The organism is Streptomyces sp. NPDC030296 (assembly GCF_055572815.1).
In genome coordinates, this window is sequence record NZ_JBVICQ010000006.1 from 75,415 (window position 1) to 95,860 (window position 20,446).

General features: G+C 71.1%; 17 protein-coding genes. 13 read left to right on the forward strand and 4 right to left on the reverse strand.

The window, feature by feature from the left end; all coding sequences use genetic code 11:
* Positions 1-87: 87 nt before the first annotated feature.
* The 4 genes from ACZ4Z3_RS18565 to ACZ4Z3_RS18580 all read left to right on the forward strand — a co-directional run bounded on the left by ACZ4Z3_RS18565 (position 88) and on the right by ACZ4Z3_RS18580 (position 4,649).
* Positions 88-693 carry a YdbC family protein gene (locus ACZ4Z3_RS18565; protein WP_468501991.1) on the forward strand — a complete coding sequence of 202 codons (606 nt, stop codon included), beginning with the start codon at positions 88-90 and terminating at the stop codon, positions 691-693.
* Between the two features lie 142 nt (positions 694-835).
* Positions 836-1,495, forward strand: coding sequence for a histidine phosphatase family protein (locus ACZ4Z3_RS18570; protein WP_468501992.1), 660 nt, complete (start codon positions 836-838; stop codon positions 1,493-1,495).
* 12 nt (positions 1,496-1,507) lie between these two features.
* A complete protein-coding gene (locus ACZ4Z3_RS18575; protein ID WP_468501993.1) occupies positions 1,508-2,413 on the forward strand; it encodes an ADP-ribosylglycohydrolase family protein in 906 nt (301 codons plus the stop codon).
* A gap of 730 nt (positions 2,414-3,143) precedes the next feature.
* Positions 3,144-4,649 (forward strand): DUF4153 domain-containing protein, encoded by a 1,506-nt coding sequence (locus ACZ4Z3_RS18580; RefSeq protein WP_468501994.1) that lies wholly within the window; start codon positions 3,144-3,146, stop codon positions 4,647-4,649.
* Between the two features lie 148 nt (positions 4,650-4,797).
* Here ACZ4Z3_RS18580 and ACZ4Z3_RS18585 read toward each other — a convergent pair whose 3' ends face one another.
* Positions 4,798-6,345, reverse strand: coding sequence for an MFS transporter (locus ACZ4Z3_RS18585; RefSeq protein WP_468501995.1), 1,548 nt, complete (start codon positions 6,343-6,345; stop codon positions 4,798-4,800).
* 171 nt (positions 6,346-6,516) lie between these two features.
* On the opposite strand from ACZ4Z3_RS18585, the gene ACZ4Z3_RS18590 reads away from it, so the two are divergent.
* From ACZ4Z3_RS18590 to ACZ4Z3_RS18600, 3 genes are all read left to right on the forward strand, one after another.
* A complete protein-coding gene (locus tag ACZ4Z3_RS18590; protein ID WP_468501996.1) occupies positions 6,517-7,140 on the forward strand; it encodes a TetR/AcrR family transcriptional regulator in 624 nt (207 codons plus the stop codon).
* 81 nt (positions 7,141-7,221) lie between these two features.
* Positions 7,222-7,923: a ribonuclease HII gene (locus ACZ4Z3_RS18595; protein WP_055512478.1), complete on the forward strand. Its 702-nt coding sequence runs from the start codon at positions 7,222-7,224 to the stop codon at positions 7,921-7,923.
* A gap of 68 nt (positions 7,924-7,991) precedes the next feature.
* Complete coding sequence (locus ACZ4Z3_RS18600) at positions 7,992-8,597, forward strand: hypothetical protein (protein WP_079049666.1); 606 nt, start codon at positions 7,992-7,994, stop codon at positions 8,595-8,597.
* Between the two features lie 401 nt (positions 8,598-8,998).
* Here ACZ4Z3_RS18600 and ACZ4Z3_RS18605 read toward each other — a convergent pair whose 3' ends face one another.
* Positions 8,999-9,625 carry a hypothetical protein gene (locus ACZ4Z3_RS18605; protein ID WP_055512474.1) on the reverse strand — a complete coding sequence of 209 codons (627 nt, stop codon included), beginning with the start codon at positions 9,623-9,625 and terminating at the stop codon, positions 8,999-9,001.
* 350 nt (positions 9,626-9,975) lie between these two features.
* Here ACZ4Z3_RS18605 and ACZ4Z3_RS18610 point away from each other — a divergent pair, with 350 nt between their 5' ends.
* The 6 genes from ACZ4Z3_RS18610 to ACZ4Z3_RS18635 all read left to right on the forward strand — a co-directional run bounded on the left by ACZ4Z3_RS18610 (position 9,976) and on the right by ACZ4Z3_RS18635 (position 17,621).
* Positions 9,976-12,135, forward strand: a complete 2,160-nt coding sequence (locus ACZ4Z3_RS18610) for a RecQ family ATP-dependent DNA helicase (RefSeq protein WP_468501997.1) — start codon at positions 9,976-9,978, stop codon at positions 12,133-12,135.
* A 130-nt stretch (positions 12,136-12,265) separates the two neighbouring features.
* Positions 12,266-13,351: a hypothetical protein gene (locus ACZ4Z3_RS18615; RefSeq protein ID WP_468501998.1), complete on the forward strand. Its 1,086-nt coding sequence runs from the start codon at positions 12,266-12,268 to the stop codon at positions 13,349-13,351.
* Between the two features lie 302 nt (positions 13,352-13,653).
* The gene (locus ACZ4Z3_RS18620; protein WP_468501999.1) at positions 13,654-14,742 is read left to right on the forward strand and encodes a hypothetical protein; all 1,089 of its coding nucleotides are present in this window, start codon (positions 13,654-13,656) and stop codon (positions 14,740-14,742) included.
* 21 nt (positions 14,743-14,763) lie between these two features.
* Positions 14,764-15,492 carry a hypothetical protein gene (locus ACZ4Z3_RS18625; RefSeq protein ID WP_240501211.1) on the forward strand — a complete coding sequence of 243 codons (729 nt, stop codon included), beginning with the start codon at positions 14,764-14,766 and terminating at the stop codon, positions 15,490-15,492.
* A gap of 11 nt (positions 15,493-15,503) precedes the next feature.
* A complete protein-coding gene (locus ACZ4Z3_RS18630) occupies positions 15,504-16,271 on the forward strand; it encodes a hypothetical protein (RefSeq protein WP_468502000.1) in 768 nt (255 codons plus the stop codon).
* Between the two features lie 240 nt (positions 16,272-16,511).
* A complete protein-coding gene (locus tag ACZ4Z3_RS18635) occupies positions 16,512-17,621 on the forward strand; it encodes a M14 family metallopeptidase (RefSeq protein ID WP_468502001.1) in 1,110 nt (369 codons plus the stop codon).
* A gap of 77 nt (positions 17,622-17,698) precedes the next feature.
* Here ACZ4Z3_RS18635 and ACZ4Z3_RS18640 read toward each other — a convergent pair whose 3' ends face one another.
* Positions 17,699-18,943: an ATP-grasp domain-containing protein gene (locus ACZ4Z3_RS18640; RefSeq protein WP_468502002.1), complete on the reverse strand. Its 1,245-nt coding sequence runs from the start codon at positions 18,941-18,943 to the stop codon at positions 17,699-17,701.
* Between the two features lie 125 nt (positions 18,944-19,068).
* Positions 19,069-20,439, reverse strand: a complete 1,371-nt coding sequence (locus ACZ4Z3_RS18645) for an MFS transporter (protein WP_468502003.1) — start codon at positions 20,437-20,439, stop codon at positions 19,069-19,071.
* Positions 20,440-20,446: the final 7 nt, after the last annotated feature.

Here is a 20,446-nt window from a genome sequence, read left to right on the forward strand (position 1 = left end):
ATCCTCGCATGCGTACGCCGGCGCTCGCCGGGCCACAACCCGTCGGAGGGTGACCGGCGCCACGCTCCGTGGCCTTACCATGGCGCGGTGCTGGTCAAGTGGATTCGCTGCACCGTGGTCGACCGCCGCGGCTTCGAGCGGGGGCAGCGAAAGTGGGCGGGGCTTCTGGGGGAGCCGGGATTCCGTGGACAGGGTGGGGGCTGGAGCCGGGCACGACCCGGGGTGGCGCACATCTTCTCGTTCTGGGAGAGCCGTGCCTTCTACGACTCCTTCATGGCCCGATCCCACGACCGTCTCGCCGCCTCGCAGTCCGGCACCCACAAGGACACGCAGGTCAAGCTGTTCGACCACCGCTTCGACGTGAAGACCGGCTTCGAGCCGCGCTTCGGGGACGCCGACCTCGTACGGGTGGCGCACTGTCGTGTCCACGAGGAGCGCGCCGAGCACTTCGCGCTGATGCAGGAGAAGGTATGGAACCCCGCGATGGCGGGTTCCCCCGGAATGCTGCGGGGCCTGTTCGGCGAGGCGCCGGGCCATGAGTTCTTGATCCTCTCCATGTGGCAGTCGGCCGCCGAGCACGGCAAGTACCGGGTCGAACGCATCGAGCGCCTCGCCCTGCGGGCCCAGATCGAAGCGGATGTCGCCGCCCTCGCGGGCGACATCGTGGAGCTGGAACCGAGCTGGACGGTCTGACGCCGAGAGGGGCCTGCCTGGCACATCGGAGATCCGGACTCGGGTGGGGCCCGGGAACCGGACTGTCAGTATCGGTGTGATCTACGCCGTAGGTGACCCGGACAGGTGCTCGTTACCGCCTCGTCCCCTTTAGGGTTTTGGCATGGCACGACCACGGCGCATCGTCCTTGTCCGGCACGGCGAGTCAACGGGCAATGTTGATGACACCGTGTACGAACGCGAGCCCGACCATGCTCTGGCGCTCACCGAGCTGGGCTGGCAGCAGGCCGAGGAGACCGGCAAACGGCTCCGGGAGCTTTTCGGCCGGGAGCGTGTCAGCGTCTACGTCTCCCCGTACCGCCGGACGCACGAGACCTTCCAGGCCTTCCATCTGGACCCCGAGCAGGTACGCGTACGCGAGGAGCCCCGTCTGCGGGAGCAGGACTGGGGCAACTGGCAGGACCCCGAGCAGGTACGCCTCCAGAAGGCCTACCGGGACGCGTACGGCCACTTCTTCTACCGCTTCGCTCAGGGGGAGTCCGGGGCCGACGTGTACGACCGGGTCGGCAATTTCCTGGAGAGCCTGTTCCGTAGTTTCGAGGACCCCAACCACCCGCCGAACGTCCTGATCGTGACCCATGGGCTCGCCATGCGGCTGTTCTGCATGCGCTGGTTCCACTGGACGGTCGCCGAGTTCGAGTCCCTGTCGAACCCGGGGAACGCGGAGATGCGGATGCTGGTGCTCGGGGAGAACGGCAAGTACACCATCGACCGGCCCTTCGACCGCTGGCGTGACCCGGAGTCGTACGGGGCCACCAGTTAGAGTGGCAGGGCGATGACCGCTGACTCCTCTCCCGACGGCCGCCTGGGGCGTGCCCTGGCCAGCCTGCGCGGACTCGCGGTGGGGGACGCGCTGGGCTCGCAGTACTTCGTGCCGGTGAACTATCCGCTGCTCAAGCGCCGTGAGACGCCGCCCGGCCCCTGGCAGTGGACAGACGACACCGAGATGGCCTGCTCCGTCGTGGCCGTCCTCGCCGCCCACCAGCGGATCGACCAGGACGAGCTCGCCCGCTCCTTCGCCGTCCACCACGACTTCGACCGGGGCTACGGACCCGCGGTCAACCGTCTGCTGCGGCTGGTCCGAGAGGGCGGCGACTGGCGTGAACTGGCCTCCGCCCTCTTCAACGGCCAGGGATCCTGGGGCAACGGCGCGGCCATGCGGATCGCCCCGCTGGGCGCCTGGTACGCCGACGACCCCGAGCAGGCGACGCACCAGGCGGAGATCTCGGCGTACCCCACGCACCAGCACCGCGAGGCCGTCGTCGGCGCCATGGCCGTCGCCGCGGCCGCCGCCCTGGCGGCCGACCCGGCGGGGCCGCCGACCGCCGAGGCGCTGCTCGACGGGGTCATCGCGCTCGTCCCGAAGAGCGCCGTCGGCGCGGGGCTGCGGCGTGCCCGGGACATGCTCGACTACGCCGACGCGGACACGGTCGCGGCCGTACTGGGGTGTGGCCGGCGTACGACGGCGCACGACACGGTGCCGTTCGCGCTGTGGTCGGCCGCGCGCGCCCTCGGTGACTACGAGACGGCGTTCTGGACCACCGCCCAGGCCGGCGGTGACGTCGACACGACCTGCGCGATCGTCGGGGGAGTGGTCGCCGCCGGCGGCAAGGGCGGGGCGCCTCCCGAGGGATGGGTGGACCAGACGGAGGCCCTGCCGGACTGGGCGCCTGTGCGGTAGTTCCGGCCGGAGGGAGCCGATTCGGCGAGCGGTCGCGGGGCGACAGCCCGCTTCCCTGGGCTCGGTTGTCACAACCGCCTCAAGTGTCACAGGCGTGCCACAGAGTGCTACTCGGTCTCTCTCATGGCCGGGCGTGCCGCATAGCCTGTCCCGCACGCCGCTGTTGATCTTGACAAGGTGCGGCGCCGAGACACCGGCCCACGAGCCTCCACCGCGGCGGCATGCCGCCGGCGGCGGGCGATGAGGGCCGGTCGGGGGAGGGGGTCCCGTGTCCGAACCACCGTCCACGCCGCCAACGCCCGGGTCCGACGGGCGAACGCCCAGGGCGCGAGCCTCGGCCGAGCAGTCCGGCACGGATGCGCAAGAGCCTGCGCAGACACCCGGGGAGGCCGCGGCGGATGCCGCGGACGGGGGAGACGCGGCGGACGCCACGGCAGAGCGTTCGGCCGCTGAGTCGGCGTCGGCGGGCGAGCCTGCCGGTGCTGAAACGGTACGGCCCGTATCCGTCGCCGAGCCCGAGGTGACGAGCCCGGCTGCCGGGGACGGGTCAGCGGATCCGGCTGATTCCGTGTCGGCGGGCCAGAGCACCGGGTCGGAGACGATGCCGCCGGTCACCCCGTCGGTGTCGACACGGTCAGTCACCCCGTCGGTGTCGACGCGCTCGGTTGCCGTGGCGGGGTCTGCGCGGTCGGTCGCCGGGGTCGGGAGGGCGGCCGGTGGGGCGGCGCCTTTGCCGGGGCGTGCGGCTGGGTCCGGTGTCGAGGAGCCCGCGCCGATCCGTACCGCGACGCTCTGGGCCGCGCTGGCCACCGGGCTGCTCAGCATGCTGCTGCTCGGGGACGGGATGGCGGTCAACCTGCTGGTCGTCGCCGTGCCCGCGACGCTGGCCGTGTACTTCGCCGGGCGACGGGCCGGTCGGCGGCCACGCGCCTGGTCGCTCGTCTGGGGTGCGGGAGGGCTCGCCCTGCTGGTCGTGCCCTCCGTGCGGGCCGCCGAGTGGCCCTCGTTCCTCGCCGTCGTCACCGCGCTCGCGGCGGGCTCGCTCGCCCTGCACGGCGGCCGCACCTGGCCGGCCGTCGTGCTCGGCCCCGTCGGCGTGTTCACCGCGGTGGTCACCGGCCCCGCCTGGGCCTGGCAGGGGCTACGGGAACGCGCGGGCGGCGACCGGAGCAAGGTGGGGCCCGTGCTGCGGTCGCTCGCCGTGGCCGCGGGGCTGCTGCTGGTCTTCGGCGTGCTCTTCGCCCAGGCGGACGCCGCCTTCGCCGACCTCCTCGGTGCCCTGGTACCGGAGGTCTCCACCGAGGACGGGCCCTGGCGGATCCTGCTCCTCATGCTGGGCCTCTTCGGGACACTCGCCGCGGCCCGCACGGCCGCGGCGCCGACCCGCTGGGAACGGGTCCAGGTGCCCGCCGGAGTGGCCCGCGGCCGCGTCGAGTGGGCGCTCCCGCTGATCGGACTGATCGTCCTCTTCGCCGCCTTCAACGCCGTCCAGCTCGCCGTGCTCTTCGGAGGCTACGACGCCGTGCTGGCGCAGACCGGGCTGACCTACGCCCAGTACGCGCGGCAGGGCTTCTGGCAACTGCTCACCGCCACCCTGCTCACCCTGGGCGTCATCGTCGTGGCGCTGCGCTGGGCACCGCGCACCCGAACGGGTGACCGCACGCTCGTGCGGGCCGTGCTGGGAACCCTGTGCGCGCTGGCGCTCGTTGTCGTGGCATCCGCCGTGCGCCGTATGGACATGTATGTGGAGGCCTATGGGCTGACGCGACTGAGGATCTCGGTGGTGGCCATGGAGCTGTGGCTCGGCCTGGTCATCGTGCTCATCATGGCGGCCGGGGTGTGGGGTGCCCGTCTGCTGCCGCGGGCCGTCGCGGTCAGCGCGCTCGCCGGGGTGCTCGCGTTCGGGTTCGTGTCGCCGGACGAGCTGATCGCCGAGCGCAATGTCGAGCGGTACGAGACCACGGGCCGGTTCGACCTGGAGTACGCGAGGGGGCTGTCCGCCGACGCCGTACCGGTCCTGGACCGGCTGGAGGAGCCGATCCGCTCGTGCGCGCTGCGGGACATCGCCGCCGAACTCGACGAGGAGCGGGACACCCCCTGGTACGCCACGAGCTGGGGCGAGGCCGAGGCTCGACGCGTCCTGGAGGAACGGCCGGTTGCGTCCGAGGTGAGCGGGCCCAGGAGTGGGCCGACCTGCGGCGAGTCGGAGTGGGAGCCGGAGCCGTTGGTCCGCTGAGGCAGGTGCGTGAGCCTGGCCTTGTCGGGGGCCGCCCCTGCGGTGTGCTCCTGTGACACCGGGGGCGCTGGGACGGGACTCGCCGACCGGACCACGACCCCTGCCTCGGGCTCGGCCAGGGACGTGGTCCGGCGTCGGTGGGTGGTGGTCAGCCTCCGGCGGGTCCCGCTGTTCCCGCGAGGGCGTCCAGGTCGCTCTTGCGGACCCTGATGACCACCGCCGCGGTGGCCAGGGCGAGAACGGCCATCGCGATGGCCGGGATGAACGCCGTAGCGATGCCGTGCGCGAGCACCTCATGGCTCCAGGGGGCCGGAAGCCGCTGCGTCCTCGCGAACTCGGCCTTCTGCTCGGGCGACGCCTCGGCCATGAACAGCCGCACCTGCTTCTGTCCCTCCTCACGGCTGGCCGTACCGAAGACCGTGGTGAGGATGGACAGACCCAGCGAACCGCCCACCTGCTGTGTGGCGTTGAGCAGCCCGGACGCCGCGCCCGCCTCGTGCGGGGCGACCCCGGAGACGGCCGTCAGGGTCAGCGTCACGAAGTTCAGCCCCATGCCGAAGCCGAACAGCAGCATCGGGCCGAGCACACCGCCGGCGTAGGAGCTGTCGGGGGTGATCAGGGTCTGCCAGGCGAGGCCGAGTGCCACCAGTGTCGAACCGCCCAGCATGAACGGCTTCGGCCCCAGCACCGGCAGGAACCGCTGCGACAGACCGGCGCCCGTGACGATCGCGACAGTCACCGGCAGGAAGGCGAGGCCGGCCTCGATCGGCGTGTACCGCAGCACGTTCTGCACGAACAGCACGATGAAGAAGAACATGCCGAACATCGCCGCGGCCAGGCTCAGCATGATCACGTACGTGCCCGACCGGTTGCGGTCGGCGAACATCCTCAGGGGGGTGATCGGCTCCTTGGCCCGGCTCTCGATGTAGCCGAACGCAAGCAGCAGGACCACCGCCGCCGCGAACGAACCGATGGTCAGTCCGTCCCGCCAGCCCTCCTCGGCCGCACGGATGAAGCCGTACACCAGGGACGCCATACCGGCCGTCGAGGTGAGGGCGCCCGCTATGTCGAACCGCCCGGGGTGCCGCTCCGACTCGCTGATGTACATCGGCGCGAGCACGGCGATCAGCACGCCGATGGGCACGTTGACGAAGAGCACCCAGCGCCAGTCGAGCCATTCGGTGAGCATGCCGCCCGCCAGCAGACCGATGGCGCCGCCGCCCGCCGAGACAGCGGCGAACACCCCGAACGCCCGGTTGCGCTCGGGCCCTTCCGGGAACGTCGTGGTGATCAGCGCCAGCGAGGTCGGCGACGCGATCGCGCCACCCACACCCTGGAGGGCGCGCGCGGCCAGCAGTTGCCAGGGCTCCTGGGCGAGACCGCCGAGGAGCGAGGCGAGCGTGAAGACGAGGATGCCGGTCATGAAGACCCGGCGGCGACCGAGGATGTCCCCGGCCCGGCCCCCCAGGAGCAGCAGCCCGCCGAACGTCAGCGTGTACGCGCTGACCACCCAGGTCAGGTCGGTGGTGCTGAACTTGAGCGACTCTTGAATGTGCGGGAGGGCGATGTTCACAATCGTCGCGTCCAGTACCACCATGAGTTGGCAGGCCGCGATGACCGTGAGCGCGATGCCGGGACGCCCCTCCCGGCGGGCGGCTCCCGGCTTCTGATGCTGAATCAACGGAGAGGTTGTCACTATGGGTCCCCCACAAGTGCCTTAGTGAACGCTCGCGTTCACTGTCGCGTCAACGGTAGTGAGTCCCCCTTAGTGAACGCAAGCGTTCACCGAAGTCGCCGCCGTGCGCGCCCCGACCGCCCGCTCGCACCCGCCGAGATCCCCGCCCCCAGGCTCAACGGAGAAACACAGATGGTCACTTCGCGCTGGACGGCCGCTCCCGCTCAGACGGCCTCCCCGCGCCGGCGCGGCGCCGTACTCGAACGCGCGATCCTCGACGCCGCGCTGGATCAGCTCAGCACGGTCGGTTGGAACGGCCTCACCATGGAGGGCGTCGCCGCGGGCGCCCAGACCGGCAAGGCCGCGGTCTACCGCCGCTGGCCGTCCAAGGAGGACCTCGTGGCCGACGCGCTCCAGGCCGGGCTGCCCCGCTTCGACGAGGCGCCCGATCGCGGAAACGTCCGCGACGACCTCCTGGAACTGTGCCGCCAGGCCCGCGAGGCGATGTTCTCGCGCCCCGGGTTCGCCCTGCGCTCGGTGATTCACGAATGCGACACCCTCCAGGCGGAGCGCTTCCACACCGTGATCATCGAGGGGGTCGTGGAGCCCACGGTGAAGCTGCTGCGGGAGGTCCTGGAGCGCGGAATCCGGCGTGGCGAGGTACGCCCCGACGCGGCCAACGGCTATGTCCTCGACGCGATTCCCGCCATGATGATGTACCGCTCGAAGGTGTGCGGCAGCGAATGGAGCGAGCGGGAGATGGCGGAGATGATCGACCAGTTGATGGTGCCGCTGCTGCGCGCGACGGGCGCCTGACCCGGCCCCGTCGCGGGGCCGCGGCCACCCCGGGAACCTGGGTGTCGCACCGCCTCACGGGCGGCGTAGGCTAAGGGCGCCATGCCGTACGAACCACCTACTCACACCGTCGAGCGCTCCCTGCGCGCCACGACCGGAGCGAAGGTCATTGCCGGTGTCGACGAGGTGGGGCGAGGTGCGTGGGCCGGCCCCGTCACCGTCTGCGCGGCGATCACCGGACTGCGCCGACCGCCCGAGGGCCTCACCGACTCCAAGCTCCTGACGATCAAGCGCCGCGAGGCGCTCGCCGAGGAACTGCTGAAGTGGGTGACCTCGTACGCCCTCGGTCACGCCTCCCCGGAGGAGATCGACGACCTGGGGATGACGGCCGCGCTGCGGCTCGCCGCCGTACGGGCCCTGGACGCGCTCCCGGTGCGTCCCGACGCGGTCATACTCGACGGCAAGCACGACTACCTCGGTTCGCCCTGGCGCGTCCGTACGGTGATCAAGGGCGACCAGTCCTGCGTCGCCGTCGCGGCGGCCTCGGTGATCGCCAAGGTTCGGCGCGACAAAATGATGGCCGAACTGGGTGTCGAGCATGCAGACTTCGGTTTTGCGGCCAACGCCGGCTATCCGTCGCCCGTGCACAAGGCCGCTCTGGCGGAGCGGGGGCCCACCCCGCACCACCGGTTGTCGTGGGCGTATCTTGATGCGCTGCCCCAGTGGCGGCACCTCAAGAAGGCCCGCAACTGGGCGGACGGAAGCGTTCCGGAGATCGAGGGTCAGCTCGGCTTCGATTTCTGACGGATTCGTTCGCACTCATGTGCCACCCGCTGACGCGAGTCGTCGCGGCGTTTGATAAACATCAGCTCATGCCTCTCATTCCCGAGGAGCCTCAGATTCACGAGAGTGCCCAGGGTCCGCGCGCCACTCCGGCCAGCGGCCGCGTCGCGCCGACCCCTCGTCCCGTACCCGGACCCCGTCCCGCGGCCCCGCCGCGTCCCGGCCGCCCGGGTCCTGCCCGGCCGGTGCCGGCCCAGCGCGCGTCGCACACCGCGGCCAAGCCCGGGCCGTCCGCTCCGGCCGCCACCCCGCAGATCCAGCTGCTCCCGGCCTCGGCCGAAGGCGCGCTGGACGCCGCGGAGGAAGCCGTCGACCTGCTGCTGGAGTCGGGGCGCGCCCCCGGCGACGTACTGGTGATCACCACCGGTGAGCAGCACCCGTGGGCCGCCCACGAGCTGTCCTTCGGGGAGAGCGCGTACTGGGCCCAGCACGACGCGGGCGACGACGTCTTCTACGCCGACGCCTCCGCCGTCGGGCGGGCCGCGCCGCGTCCCGTGGTCGTGGTCGCCGTCAACGGCGGCACCGAGGCCCTCGCCGCGCAGACACTGCCCCAGGCTCTCGGCCGGGCGCGTGCGCTGCTGATCGTCTGCGGCGACCCGCAGAAGATCAACGCGGTGCTGGGCGCCGGAGTCTGAACGACCGCGGACCCTCCCGGCAGGCCCGCCAGGGCACACCGGGGAGCGACGCGTGCCCGTCACGGCCCCCGGGGCGCCGTGACGGCCACACCCCGCGACGGGGCGCTTCGGCGTGCCGGCGGGGTGTTTCGCGTGCCCGCGCGCAGGGCGGGCCGGCGCTTCGGGGGCCGGGGCAAGGCTCGCCTGGTGCTGGTGCTGGTGCTGGTGCTGGTGCTGGTGCTGGTGCGAGGCGCGGGGCCGGGAGGGTGGACGTGCGCCTTAGGCGTGCGTGTGCGCGGGCGCACGTACCCGTAGGTGCGCGCACGCCTGTAGTGCCCTGTGGTGTGTGGGGGCGCGTGCGTGGCCTGAAGTGTGCCGGCGCCGCCGGGCCCGGCGTGACGGGAGGGCCCGAAGGCCCCGGGTCAGCGGGCCGCCGCTCGGCGCAGTACCTCGGAGGCCACCCCGCCGGTGCGCGGTATCGGCGGCGGTGCCATGGCCGTGGCGAACGGCTCGGCCGGTGAGTCCGCGTGGGGTCGGCGGCCACCGCGGCCTTCGCCCAGGACCTGCCAGCCGTCACGTGTCAGCGTGATGTACGCCCCGCAGCGCAGTCCGTGCAGGGTGCAGGCGTCCCGCAGTCCCCACATCCACGCCCCGTCCTCCTCCGTCCAACGCGCGTCCCCGTCACGGCAGTACAGCAGGACGGCCGTCCGGACCGGCGCACGCCGGCGCAGGTCGTGCGGGATGACCCGGCGCAGCTGCGCGAGGAGCGCGTTACGGAACATCCAGCCGTCCGCCGGGGCCGGTCGCCTGATGAACGAGGCACTCGCCCGCAGCCGTTCGTCGGGGTCCAGGACGGCGATGACCGCCGTCGCGGGCCGCGGCTGGTGGCGCGCGTGCAGTCCGCTGACGACCTCCCGGGGATTACGCAGCAGCGGAATCCCCGCGGCGGCCCATTCCGCGGGCTCGAGCAACCGGTTGGCGGAAGCGGCGGACAGGTCGGCAGACGTCGACATGGAGGCCGCCGAGGACGGAGCGAATCCGAAGGTCACGATCCTCCCTTCGGCTACGCGCCCACACTGCGGGCGGGGTCGGACTGGGGGAGCGCACGCCGCAGCAGAAGCCCTACCGGTTCACCGGTGGGCCGTGCGGGGAGCGGACCTCAATTCTTCCTGCCGAACTTGGTTGCGGCAACGAGCAATTGGGGCCACTGGCGGTTTTGTGGTGATCCACCGTTTATATCCCCGCCCCGTGGGAGTCGTCGGCAACGCCCCGGGTGGCGGGTGGCAACGCGCTGTTGACGTGTAGATCCGGGGCGGGACACCTGCCGTGGCTGCTTGTGAGGGAGGGGTCGCGGGGGGTGAGGTGGCTGACTGTCCGAGGTATCGGGTTGCATGGGGACATGGACACCGTGAAGCTCCGTGCCGAAGCCGACGCCATCCTCGCCGAGCTCGTCGGCGACCCCACGGGGTCGGCGAGGCTCCGGGAGGACCAGTGGCAGGCGGTGGCGGCCCTCGTGGAGGAACGCCGGCGCGCCCTGGTGGTGCAGCGCACCGGCTGGGGCAAGTCGGCGGTGTACTTCGTCGCCACCGCCCTGCTGCGCCGCCGCGGGTCCGGTCCGACGGTGATCGTCTCGCCCCTGCTGGCGCTGATGCGCAACCAGGTCGAGTCGGCGGCGCGCGCCGGTATCCAGGCGCGCACCATCAACTCGGCCAACCCGGAGGAGTGGGAGACCGTCTACGGAGAGGTCGAGCGCGGTGAGGCCGACGTCCTCCTCGTCAGCCCCGAGCGCCTCAACTCCGTGGACTTCCGCGAGCATGTGCTGCCCCGCCTCGCGGCCACCACCGGTCTGCTGGTGGTCGACGAGGCGCACTGCATCTCCGACTGGGGACACGACTTCCGCCCCGACTACCGCCGGTTGAGGGCGATGCTGGCCGAACTCCGCCCCGGCGTACCGGTGCTCGCCACCACGGCCACCGCGAACGCGCGGGTGACGGCCGACGTGGCCGAGCAGCTGGGCACCGGCGGCGGCGAGGCCCTGGTGCTGCGCGGCCCGCTGGAGCGGGAGAGCCTCCGCCTCGGGGTCGTACGCCTGCCCGACGCGGCCCACCGGCTGGCCTGGCTGGCGGAGCACCTTCGGGAGCTGCCGGGCTCCGGGATCATCTACGCCCTCACGGTGGCCGCCGCCGAGGAGGCCACCGCGTTCCTGCGGCAGCGCGGCTTCGACGTGGCGTCCTACACGGGGCGTACGGAGAACGCCGACCGGCTCCAGGCCGAGGCCGACCTCCAGGAGAACCGGGTCAAGGCGCTGGTCGCGACCTCGGCCCTGGGCATGGGCTTCGACAAGCCGGACCTGGGGTTCGTGGTCCATCTCGGTTCGCCGTCCTCGCCGATCGCCTACTACCAGCAGGTGGGGCGCGCGGGGCGCGGTGTGGCGCACGCCGATGTACTGCTGCTGCCGGGCAAGGAGGACGAGGCCATCTGGCGCTACTTCGCCGACACCGCCTTCCCGCCCGAGGCGCAGGTCCGGCAGACGCTCACGGCCCTCGCCGAAGCGGGACGGCCGCTGTCGGTGCCGGCCCTGGAGACGTCGGTGGACCTCCGGCGCACCCGGCTGGAGACCATGCTCAAGGTGCTCGACGTGGACGGGGCGGTCAAGCGGGTCAAGGGTGGCTGGATCTCCACCGGCGAGCCCTGGTACTACGACGCCGAGCGGTACGCGTGGGTCGCCAAGCAGCGGGCGGCCGAGCAGCAGGCCATGCGCGACTACGTGAGCACGTCCGGGTGCCGGATGGAGTTCCTGCGCCACCAGCTCGACGACGAGGGTGCCGCCCCCTGCGGCCGGTGCGACAACTGCGCGGGGGCCTGGGCCGACTCCTCCGTCTCGACGGACACGCTGACCAGCGCGACACGGGAACTCGCCCGCCCCGGGGTCGAGGTCGAGCCGCGCAAGATGTGGCCGACGGGGATGCCCGCCCTGGGCGTCGACCTGAAGGGACGTATCCCCGCCGCCGAGCAGTGCTCCACCGGGCGTGCCCTCGGGCGACTCTCGGACATCGGGTGGGGCAACCGGCTGCGCCCGCTGCTGGCCGAGAACGCGCCCGACGGACCCGTACCCGACGATGTTCTCCAGGCCGTGGTGACGGTCCTCGCCGACTGGGCCCGCTCCCCGGAAGGCTGGGCGTCCGACGGTCCCGGCTCCGCCGCACGGCCTGTCGGAGTCGTCGCCATGCCCTCCCTGCGGCGCCCTCAACTCGTCGCCACACTCGCCGAGCGTGTCGCCGCCATCGGGCGTCTGCCCTTCCTCGGCAGCCTCGCGTACACCGCGCAGGGCGGCGAGCACACGGCGCGGCGCAGCAACTCCGCACGGCACCTCCAGGCCCTGTCCGCCGCCCTCACCGTGCCCGACGAACTGGCCGGGGCCCTCGGCGCGGCCTCCGGCCCCGTGCTGCTGGTGGACGACTTCGTCGACTCCGGCTGGACCCTCGCCGTCTCCGCCCGCCTGCTGCGCCGGGCGGGCGCCGGACAGGTCCTGCCCTTGGTGCTCGCCACGGCGGGCTGAGCATTCCCCTCACCTGCGGACACAGGCGGAAGTACTAGAGGCGGAAAAAGCGCAGGGACCATCGTCCTATGGCGTAAGAACTCCGCGGCACGCCAGAGTGATGACCACGGCGAGGAAATACGCAGAGGTCATGACGGGAGTGATCGTGTCCGCGCAGATATCCATTGATCCCGGCCGCTTCAGCCAGTTCGGTGAAGCCACCGGAAGCACTTTCTGTCTGATCACGAATTCCGAGCTGGTCGATCGGATCGAAGTCAAGGAGACGGCGCAGTACCGGCAGTACCTGACCATCACACTGGACGCGGGGGACAATTTCGAGGAAATCCTCGAGAAGAAGATTCCGGAACCCGCACACGTGCTGGTCATCTCCCCGCACAGGTTCTTCGAGTCACCGGACCCCGATCTGGTGGGGCAGCGGAAGATCATGGGCATGGCGTGCAACTCCACGCCCACCGGGCTCGACGAGATCCGGCACTTCCTCGGGGTGATGGAACGGACGTCGGCCGCCGACCAGGCGGCGTTCTGCGACACCTTCTTCGAACTCGCCGAGGACGCGGACCACCTCGTGTACGCCGACCCCGTGCACGGCACCCGCGCCACCCTCGACCACCTGCGCGAGGGCCTGGTGTGGAACCAGCAGGCCGGGCCGCTGGACTGGGGTGACCAGCAGATCGTCCCGTCAGGTGAGATCAGCGTCCTGCCGGTGGAGATCAGGGAGTTCGACGAGGCCCTGAAGCTGCCGCTGGAGGGCGAGATCACGCTGCGCGGCTACCCGATCCTGCACAACGGCACCCCCTCCTTCTCCCGGCGTGACCAGGCCCGCATCCACTCCCAGCTCTGGGCGATGCGCGACAACGCGATCAAGGCCGTCGTCGAGGACGGCAGGATCCGGCACCTGGAGGCGCTGGACGCCGGGGCGGCGCCGGCCGTGGCGATGCTGGAGCAGATGTTCGCGGTGGACTCCCGCTACCGGATCGTGTGGGAGATCGGCCACGCCCTCAACGTCTCGCACGACATCCTGCCCGGCAACCACGCCATGAACGAGGTGTACGGAGGCACGGAGGGCTGCCTGCACTTCGGGCTCGGCCTCACCCCGTACACCCAGTACCACCTGGACATCATCTCGCCCGACACCCGCGTGCTGACCAGTAACGGCGTCGCGGTGATCGGCCACCCGGACCACCCCACCGTCGAGCGGGTCGTGCCCGCCGTATAGCGGACCGCCACCGTTCGACCCGGCGGGGTGTACGCAAGGAAATACAACCAACAGGAGGTGACTCGCCATGAAGAAGATCAAGGTGCAGAAGAACCGCAACTACCTGGGCACGCTCCTGGGCTGAGTACCGACCCGTGGCGGGGCACGCGCAATGCCCCGCCGCGGGGTTCCCCTTGTCTTTCCGAGACCACTGCCTTTCCAGGAATTCTGCACTTCCCGAGATTCCTGCACGTCCCGAGATTCCTGCACTTCTCGGGAGTCCTTTCCTTTCCGGGAATTCTGTCTTCTCTAGGAGTGCGCCCGTGCCGCCGCTGGAACTCACGACAAGCGATTTCGGTCAGTTCGGTGGGCCGGCCGAGGCTTTCTGTCTGATCACGAGTGAGCAGTGCGGCGAGTCGATCTCCCTGAATCCGGGCGACGGGGGTTCCCGCGTACTGCGCCTGACGCTTCCGCCCGGCACCCGCCTCGGAGAGCTGATCGCGGCGAGCGTCCCGGAGGACGCGGATGTGCTGGCGGTCTGCCCAGGGCGGTTCCTCGACTCGCCGACCCCCGAGGAGCTCGGCGGACGCAGGCTGGCGGTGCTGCCGGCCGGGTCCACGCCCCTCACCGACGAACACGTCCGCTACTTCCTGCGCACCGCCGCCCGCACCGACGTGGCCCGGCAGACCGGCGCCGCCGAGGAGTTCTTCGATCTGGTGGGTGACAGCGACCGGCTGACGATCGTGGACGACGTCTCCGGCACCGAGGCCGAGTTCGACCACACGGCCGGCGCCTGTGTCTGGAACCAGCAGGCCGGTGTCCTGGAACCGGGCGATCAGCAGATCTTCCCCCCGGGGAAGCTGAGCGTCACCGCCGCGGAGATCACCACGTTCGAACCGGACGCCCGGCTGCTCGGACTCCACGGGGACCTGACCCTGCGCGGATGGCCGATCGTCCACCGTCACGAGGACCCGGCCGACGGCGCCGACCAGCGACGACTCTTCGAAGCCCTCTCCCCGCTCGTCGCCCACGCCGTGACGCTGCACATCGCCGCCGGAACCATCGAGGGCGTCACGCCGCAGACACCGGGCGCGACCTCGGCCGCGGTCGAGCTGGAGAAACTCCTCACCGACGATCCGCGCTACCGCGTCATCTGGGAGCTCGGCTTCGGGATCAACACCACCACGGAGATCATCCCGGCGAACTGCGGCCCCAACGAGGTGTACGGCGCCACCGGCGGCGTCGTGAACCTCGGGCTGGGGATCACGCCGGCCACGCGCTTCGCCCTGGCCTTCCTGTGCCCCCGCAGCTCGCTGGTGACAGCGGACGGAACAGCCGTCCTCGGCGCCCGCAAGGCGGTACGCCGCGGCCGGATGCAGCGAGTCTCCAGCGCGAGCTGCGGCTGCCACTGACCCCAAGGAGGGATGCACGCCATGACGATCAACCCCGAACTGCGCAAGAAGGTCGACGCGATCCTCGACACCTTCATCAAGGACTTCTACGAGACGGTCCCGTACGCCCAGCACCAGAAGAACTCCTCCGAGCTGAACCTCGACTACTACAAGCGCCACAACATCGAGACGATCCTGCGGCTGCGCCGCAAGCGGACCGTGGACGCGTTGGCCATCAAGTACTTCACCAAGGTGGACCCGGTGCAGGCCAAGGCGTGGGCGCACTACACCGACGACGAGATGCTGCACGACCGGCTGTTCGCCGCCGACCTCGCCAAGGTCGGCGTCACCAAGGACCAGATCTACTCCACGGAACCGCTGCTCTCCACCAAACTGCTGACCGGATACCTCCAGTACGGCATGGAGTTCGAGGACAGCCCGCTGGCGCTGATCACCAGCGTGTACTTCGTGGAGTACGTCACCACGCGCACCCAGCCGGAGTGGCTGGACAACCTGGGCGAGGTCCTCGGCGAGGACAACGTCAAGGGGGCCCGCGCCCACGTCAACACCGACCTCGACGACGACCACGACGACTTCGTGTGGCGGGTGCTGTCCACGCTGATCACGTCGGACGCCGAGGAGCAGAAGGTCGTCGAGCACCTCAACCACATCTACTGGCTGTGGAAGCTGTACTTCGTGGAGCTGCACCAGCTCACCGTGATCGGCAGGAGCGACGCGCAGATACCGCTGCCCACCGCGGCCGAGGCCTGAGCGGGGCCGCGGTGGCCGACGACGACCGCGGAAGGCGGCCCGACGGGCGGCGGAGGGTCGAGGTGCTGGCCCTGCCGCCCGGCCGGGAGCTGCCGACCGAGACCGAGAAGTGGATCGTGGACGGCCTGGTCCTCGCCATGCCGGGCCTGCACACCCGTCAGCTGTTCACGCTCCGACGGGACATGCTGACCGAGGCCGATCATGTGATCATCGGGGTGGACCGGGAGCGGGATCGCGTCGTCGCGCTGCTCACCTCGCGGTGGGCGGAGATCCCCTCGGGGCGGCCCTGCCTGCACATCATGATCCAGTTCGTGGGGGACGCGTACCGCAACGGCTCGGTCTTCAAGGAGAGCTGGGCCCTGCACTTCGACCGGCTGCTGGCCGAGGGCCGCCCGTTCCCCGAGGTGATCGCGCTCAAGACGTACAACCCCGTGGTGCACTGCGCGATGGAGGCGTTCAGCGGTCACCCGGACATCACCATGTACCCGGATCTCGCGGGCAGGGACGACAGCGGGGCGGCCCTGGCGGCGGAGGTGGCCGGGGCGCTCGCCCCCGGAGCCGCCTTCGACCCCGCACGGGGAGTGGTCCCCGGCATCGGCCGTCCGGTCGACCTGTACCGGGAGCGGCCCCTGAGCCACGCGCCCGACGCCAACCGGTACTTCGCCGAGCACACGCGACCGGGGGACCGGGTGCTGTGCCTGCTGCACGTTCCGACACAGGCGGGGGCGCACTCGATCCTCACCGCCCTGGGGCTGCCGGCGCCCTCGGCACGCCGCTGACACCTCCCGGCCCACCGGGCCCGGCGCCCTGACGAGGCTCCGGGCCCCCTCGTCCGTGCCACCGGTGTCGGGCGCCCGGTCGTGCCGCCGGTGTCGGGCGCCCGTTCGTGCGGTCGGCTTCGGGCACTCGTTCGCATGGCGGTGCGGCCGCCGCACAGGCGCGCGGTCCCGGGCGGCCGTACGTCCCCCGTGCGTCGGCCGTACGCCATCCCACCCGGCACTCCACGATCGTGAGGCACCATGTCGGACGCATTTCCGCACGACTACTCCCAGGCACGCGCGGACTTCCTGGGCGCCGCGGAGGCGGCGGGCGCACGGCTGAGGACCTTCGTCCTGCCCGGGCACCGGGGGCCCGACGGCGGCGAACTCGCCGTCGACACCGCCTACCTGGGGCCGCCCGATCCGGTGAAGCTCCTGGTGACGGTGTCCGGGACCCACGGCATCGAGGGCTTCTGCGGTTCGGCCTGCCAGACCGGGATCCTGCTCCGCGAAGGCCTCGCCAAGGCCGCCGCCGGACCCACCACCGGCGTTCTGCTCGTCCACGCCCTCAACCCGTACGGCTTCGCCTATCTGCGGCGGGTCAACGAGGACAACGTCGACCTCAACCGGAACTTCGTCGACCACGACGCCCCGCCGCACAACGACGCCTACGACGCCGTGCACCGCACGCTGGTCCCGCCGGACGCCGCCGTGTTCGACCCTGGCGAGCTGGTCGCGCACCTCACCGCGCTGCGCGACGAACTCGGCCCGGGGCGCCTCCAGGAGGCGGTGACCCGGGGCCAGTACCGCCACCCCGACGGCCTCTTCCACGGCGGGCGCGCCCCGACCTGGTCCCGGCGGGTGTTCGAGACGGTGGTGGCCGAACAGATCGCCGGCGCCACCCACATCGGCTACATCGATCTGCACACCGGGCTCGGCGAACGAGGCGTCGGCGAACCCATCTTCCGCGGCGGCCGTGACGCCGACGCCCACCAGCGGGCCCGCCGCTGGTACGGCGACGCGCTCACCGCCTCGGAGCACGGCACCTCGTCCTCCACACCCATCGTCGGCAACACGGCGACCGCGGTGGCCGACGGCATCGGCGCCGACAGCCGGCTGACCGCGATCACCCTGGAGTTCGGCACCCGGCCCGGCCCCGAAGTGCTGCTGGCCCTGTGCGCCGACGCGTGGCTGCACCGGCACCACACGCCGGCCGACGCCGTCCGCTCCGGCCTCAAGCGGCTGATCCGGGACGCCTTCTGCCCCGCCGACGACGCCCGCTGGCGCGAACAGGTCCTCCGACGGGCGCGGGAGGTGTTCGACCAGGCCCTCACCGGCCTCGCCGACGCCAAGCCCGGCGAGCACGGCTGACGCGTCGAGCACCGCGGTGACGCCGAACCTCCCGCAGTCCGCCGACGACTGCGGGAGGTTCGGCGTTTCGGTGGTGCCTACGGGTCGAGCGGCTCGATCTCCACCTTGGCCTCGATCTCGCGCACCCGCTTGGTGTCCTCGTCGAGGACGTCCTGGTCGGGGGTGGAGAGCAGGACCCAGCCGAGCGTGGTGAAGAGGTCCTCCGTCTTCGGGACCCGGGAGCCGTTCGGGTAGCGGCAGCCCAGCTTCTGGAACGAGGCCAGGTCGCGCATCGAGTCCAGGACCTCCGCGTTGCGCATGATCCCGCTGTTCGCCGCGGAGAGCCAGGCCACCCGGGTGGGCTGCACGATCTCGTAGCCGGGGCTGAACGCCGAGTCCAGATGGTGCCGCACGGTGCGGTCGATCTGGGAGTCCCCCGTCGCGAGCCGCGCGGCCTGCTGCGCACAGCCGCCGTCGAGGCGTGCCGCGATCTCGATCAGGCGGGGCCCCTCGTCCGTCAGCATGATCTCGGTGTGGGTGCACCCCGTTCGAATGCCGACGGCCTCGGCGACCTGGCGCGTGTACGCCTCCAGCACCTTGACCAGCGGGTCCTCGGGAAGGAGGTAGTCCTCGGCGTCGTAGACCCCGATGCGGGCGCCGCGGGCCGACTTGCTGTACCGGACCACCGCCACCAGCCCCAGTTCCCCGTCGACGGAGTAGGTGTCGACGACGAACTCGGTTCCCGACGCGAACTCCTGGACGAGGATGCTGTCGTTGGTCAGGTCGAACATGTTGACCGAGCCCAGCAGCCGCCTGAACGGGAGCCGCCAGTCCTCGCCCGCCTCCACCTTGTGCACGCCGTCCGTGCCGCCGCTGCACCGGGGCTTGAGCACCAGCGCCCGCCCCTCCAGGCCGGTCTCCCGCAGCCAGTCGGCCGCCTCCTCCTCGGTCGCGGCGGCGAACGTCCGCAGATGGGGGATGCCCGCGCTCGCCACGGCCTGGGCCATGGGCCACTTGTCGCGGCGGGCGGCGGAGAGTTCGGGCACGTTGCCCGTGCCGGGGAACAGCTCCTCGACGAGCGCGTCCACGAGCCTGACGGCGTGCTCGTTGCCGGGGATGACGGCGACGGGGTCATAGCCGCGCACGGTCTCCACCAGCTTCGCGAAGTCGCCGTCATGGAAATGGGTCGCGCTGAAGGACTCCGGCTTCCAGCCGTGCAAGTAGGACTTGAGCGGTGCCGGTGTGCTCAGGACGGCCACCGACGCGACCCCCCGCGCCCGGAAGGCGTTGGCGAACTCGGCGGCCTCGGAATAGGGATCGACCAGGATGACATGGCGTTGCATCTAATTGCTTCCCCTTCTACGAATTTCCCGACGCTTGCGCGATCGCCGTCCCGCTCCTGCGGAGCCGTCCTAGGTTCCTGTCCTGCGGAGTGTTCCTAGGGTTTCCGTCCCCCTGCGGGGCCGTCCTAGGTTCCCGTCCGGATCTCCGCGTCGGCTGTTCCGGAATCGCCGATCCCTTTCCCCTCGTTCTCGGTGCGGTCCTCGTTCCTTTCCGTGGCTCGGGGTGGGCGTACACCGCCCCACGCGGCCGCCGCGGCGAGCAGACCCACCACACCGCAGCCGAGCCACAGGCCTTCCTCGTAGCGATTCCAGATCATCACTCCGATGAACGGGCCGACGGCGCTGCCGAGTCCGTACAGCGCGTTCGACGCGCCGAGATAACGTCCCCGAAGTGCGGGCGGGCCCGCTTGTGCGGGATAGGCGAAGAACAGCGACGGATATCCGATGATTTCGCCGAGGGACCAGACGAGGGTGGCGATCACGAGGGCGGCCAGTCCCAGCGGCAGGGCGTAGAGGCTCATGCCGACGCCGGTCAGCAGCACCCCGATGATCACGGCCGTCCGGATCTGCCAGCGCTGCACCACCTTGGCGACGAGGAGTTCGCAGGTGATCACGAGCAGGCCGTTCAGCGCGATCATCGCCGCGTAGACCTCGACTCCCATGCCGAGGTGTTTCACGGCCAGCGGCAGTGCCGAGATGTGCTGGATGTAGATCACCGAACTCACGAACATCGCCAGCAGGAACATCAGATAGCGGCGGTCGGTGAGTACGGCCAGATACGAGGCCTTCGGCGCCGCCGCCTCCCCGTCGGCGCCCGTGGCGCCGACCGCCGCTCCGCTGTCCTCCGTCCCGCCGTCCGCGGGTTTCGTCGTGTCCGTCATGCGATGCGGCAGGGTGGTCGCGGCGACGGCGGAGAAGACCACCACGGCCAGCGCCTCGCCCCAGAACAGGAAGTCCCAGGAGACCTTGACGAGCGCCGCGCCCAGCAGGGGCGCGGCGGTCGTGCCGAGATTGATCGCCAACCGGCCCATGGCGAAGATCATCACGTGGCGCTCGACCGGCGTGAGAAGGCTGATCATGCTGGTGGACGCGGGCTGGTAGGCCAGGCTGGCCGCGCCGCTGATGGCGATGACCACGAGGATGGCCCAGTAATTGTCCAGGTAGAGGACGCAGGGGAGTAGAGCAGCCGAGCCCAGCAGGGTGGTCACGATCGTCAGTCGCGGGCCGAGCCGGTCGGACATCCAGCCGCCGACGAGCGTCCCCAGGACGGCTCCCGCGCCGTACACACCGAGCGCCGCGCCCGCCTGGCCGTCGGAGAACCCGCGTTCGGTCAGATACAGCACCATGAAGACCTGCACGAAGCCGCCCAGGCGAATGATCATGGTGCCGGCCAGCAGGGACTTCACCGCCGTGGGGGACTCGCGCCAGACCTGCCGTACCCCCGCGTGCTGCTTGACCGCCCCGTCCGATGCTCTCGTCGCGTTGTCCTGTGCCATGCGTCTC

What these genes read in the sequence shown, in the direction of transcription:
- ACZ4Z3_RS18570 (WP_468501992.1), top strand. Translation starts at nt 836, where the DNA reads ATGGCACGACCACGGCGCATCGTCCTTGTCCGGCACGGCGAGTCAACG.
- ACZ4Z3_RS18575 (WP_468501993.1), top strand. Translation starts at nt 1,508, where the DNA reads ATGACCGCTGACTCCTCTCCCGACGGCCGCCTGGGGCGTGCCCTGGCC.
- ACZ4Z3_RS18590 (WP_468501996.1), top strand. Translation starts at nt 6,517, where the DNA reads ATGGTCACTTCGCGCTGGACGGCCGCTCCCGCTCAGACGGCCTCCCCG.
- ACZ4Z3_RS18595 (WP_055512478.1), top strand. Translation starts at nt 7,222, where the DNA reads ATGCCGTACGAACCACCTACTCACACCGTCGAGCGCTCCCTGCGCGCC.
- ACZ4Z3_RS18600 (WP_079049666.1), top strand. Translation starts at nt 7,992, where the DNA reads ATGCCTCTCATTCCCGAGGAGCCTCAGATTCACGAGAGTGCCCAGGGT.
- ACZ4Z3_RS18610 (WP_468501997.1), top strand. Translation starts at nt 9,976, where the DNA reads ATGGACACCGTGAAGCTCCGTGCCGAAGCCGACGCCATCCTCGCCGAG.
- ACZ4Z3_RS18615 (WP_468501998.1), top strand. Translation starts at nt 12,266, where the DNA reads ATGACGGGAGTGATCGTGTCCGCGCAGATATCCATTGATCCCGGCCGC.
- ACZ4Z3_RS18625 (WP_240501211.1), top strand. Translation starts at nt 14,764, where the DNA reads ATGACGATCAACCCCGAACTGCGCAAGAAGGTCGACGCGATCCTCGAC.
- ACZ4Z3_RS18635 (WP_468502001.1), top strand. Translation starts at nt 16,512, where the DNA reads ATGTCGGACGCATTTCCGCACGACTACTCCCAGGCACGCGCGGACTTC.
- ACZ4Z3_RS18640 (WP_468502002.1), bottom strand. Translation starts at nt 18,943, where the DNA reads ATGCAACGCCATGTCATCCTGGTCGATCCCTATTCCGAGGCCGCCGAG.
- ACZ4Z3_RS18645 (WP_468502003.1), bottom strand. Translation starts at nt 20,439, where the DNA reads ATGGCACAGGACAACGCGACGAGAGCATCGGACGGGGCGGTCAAGCAG.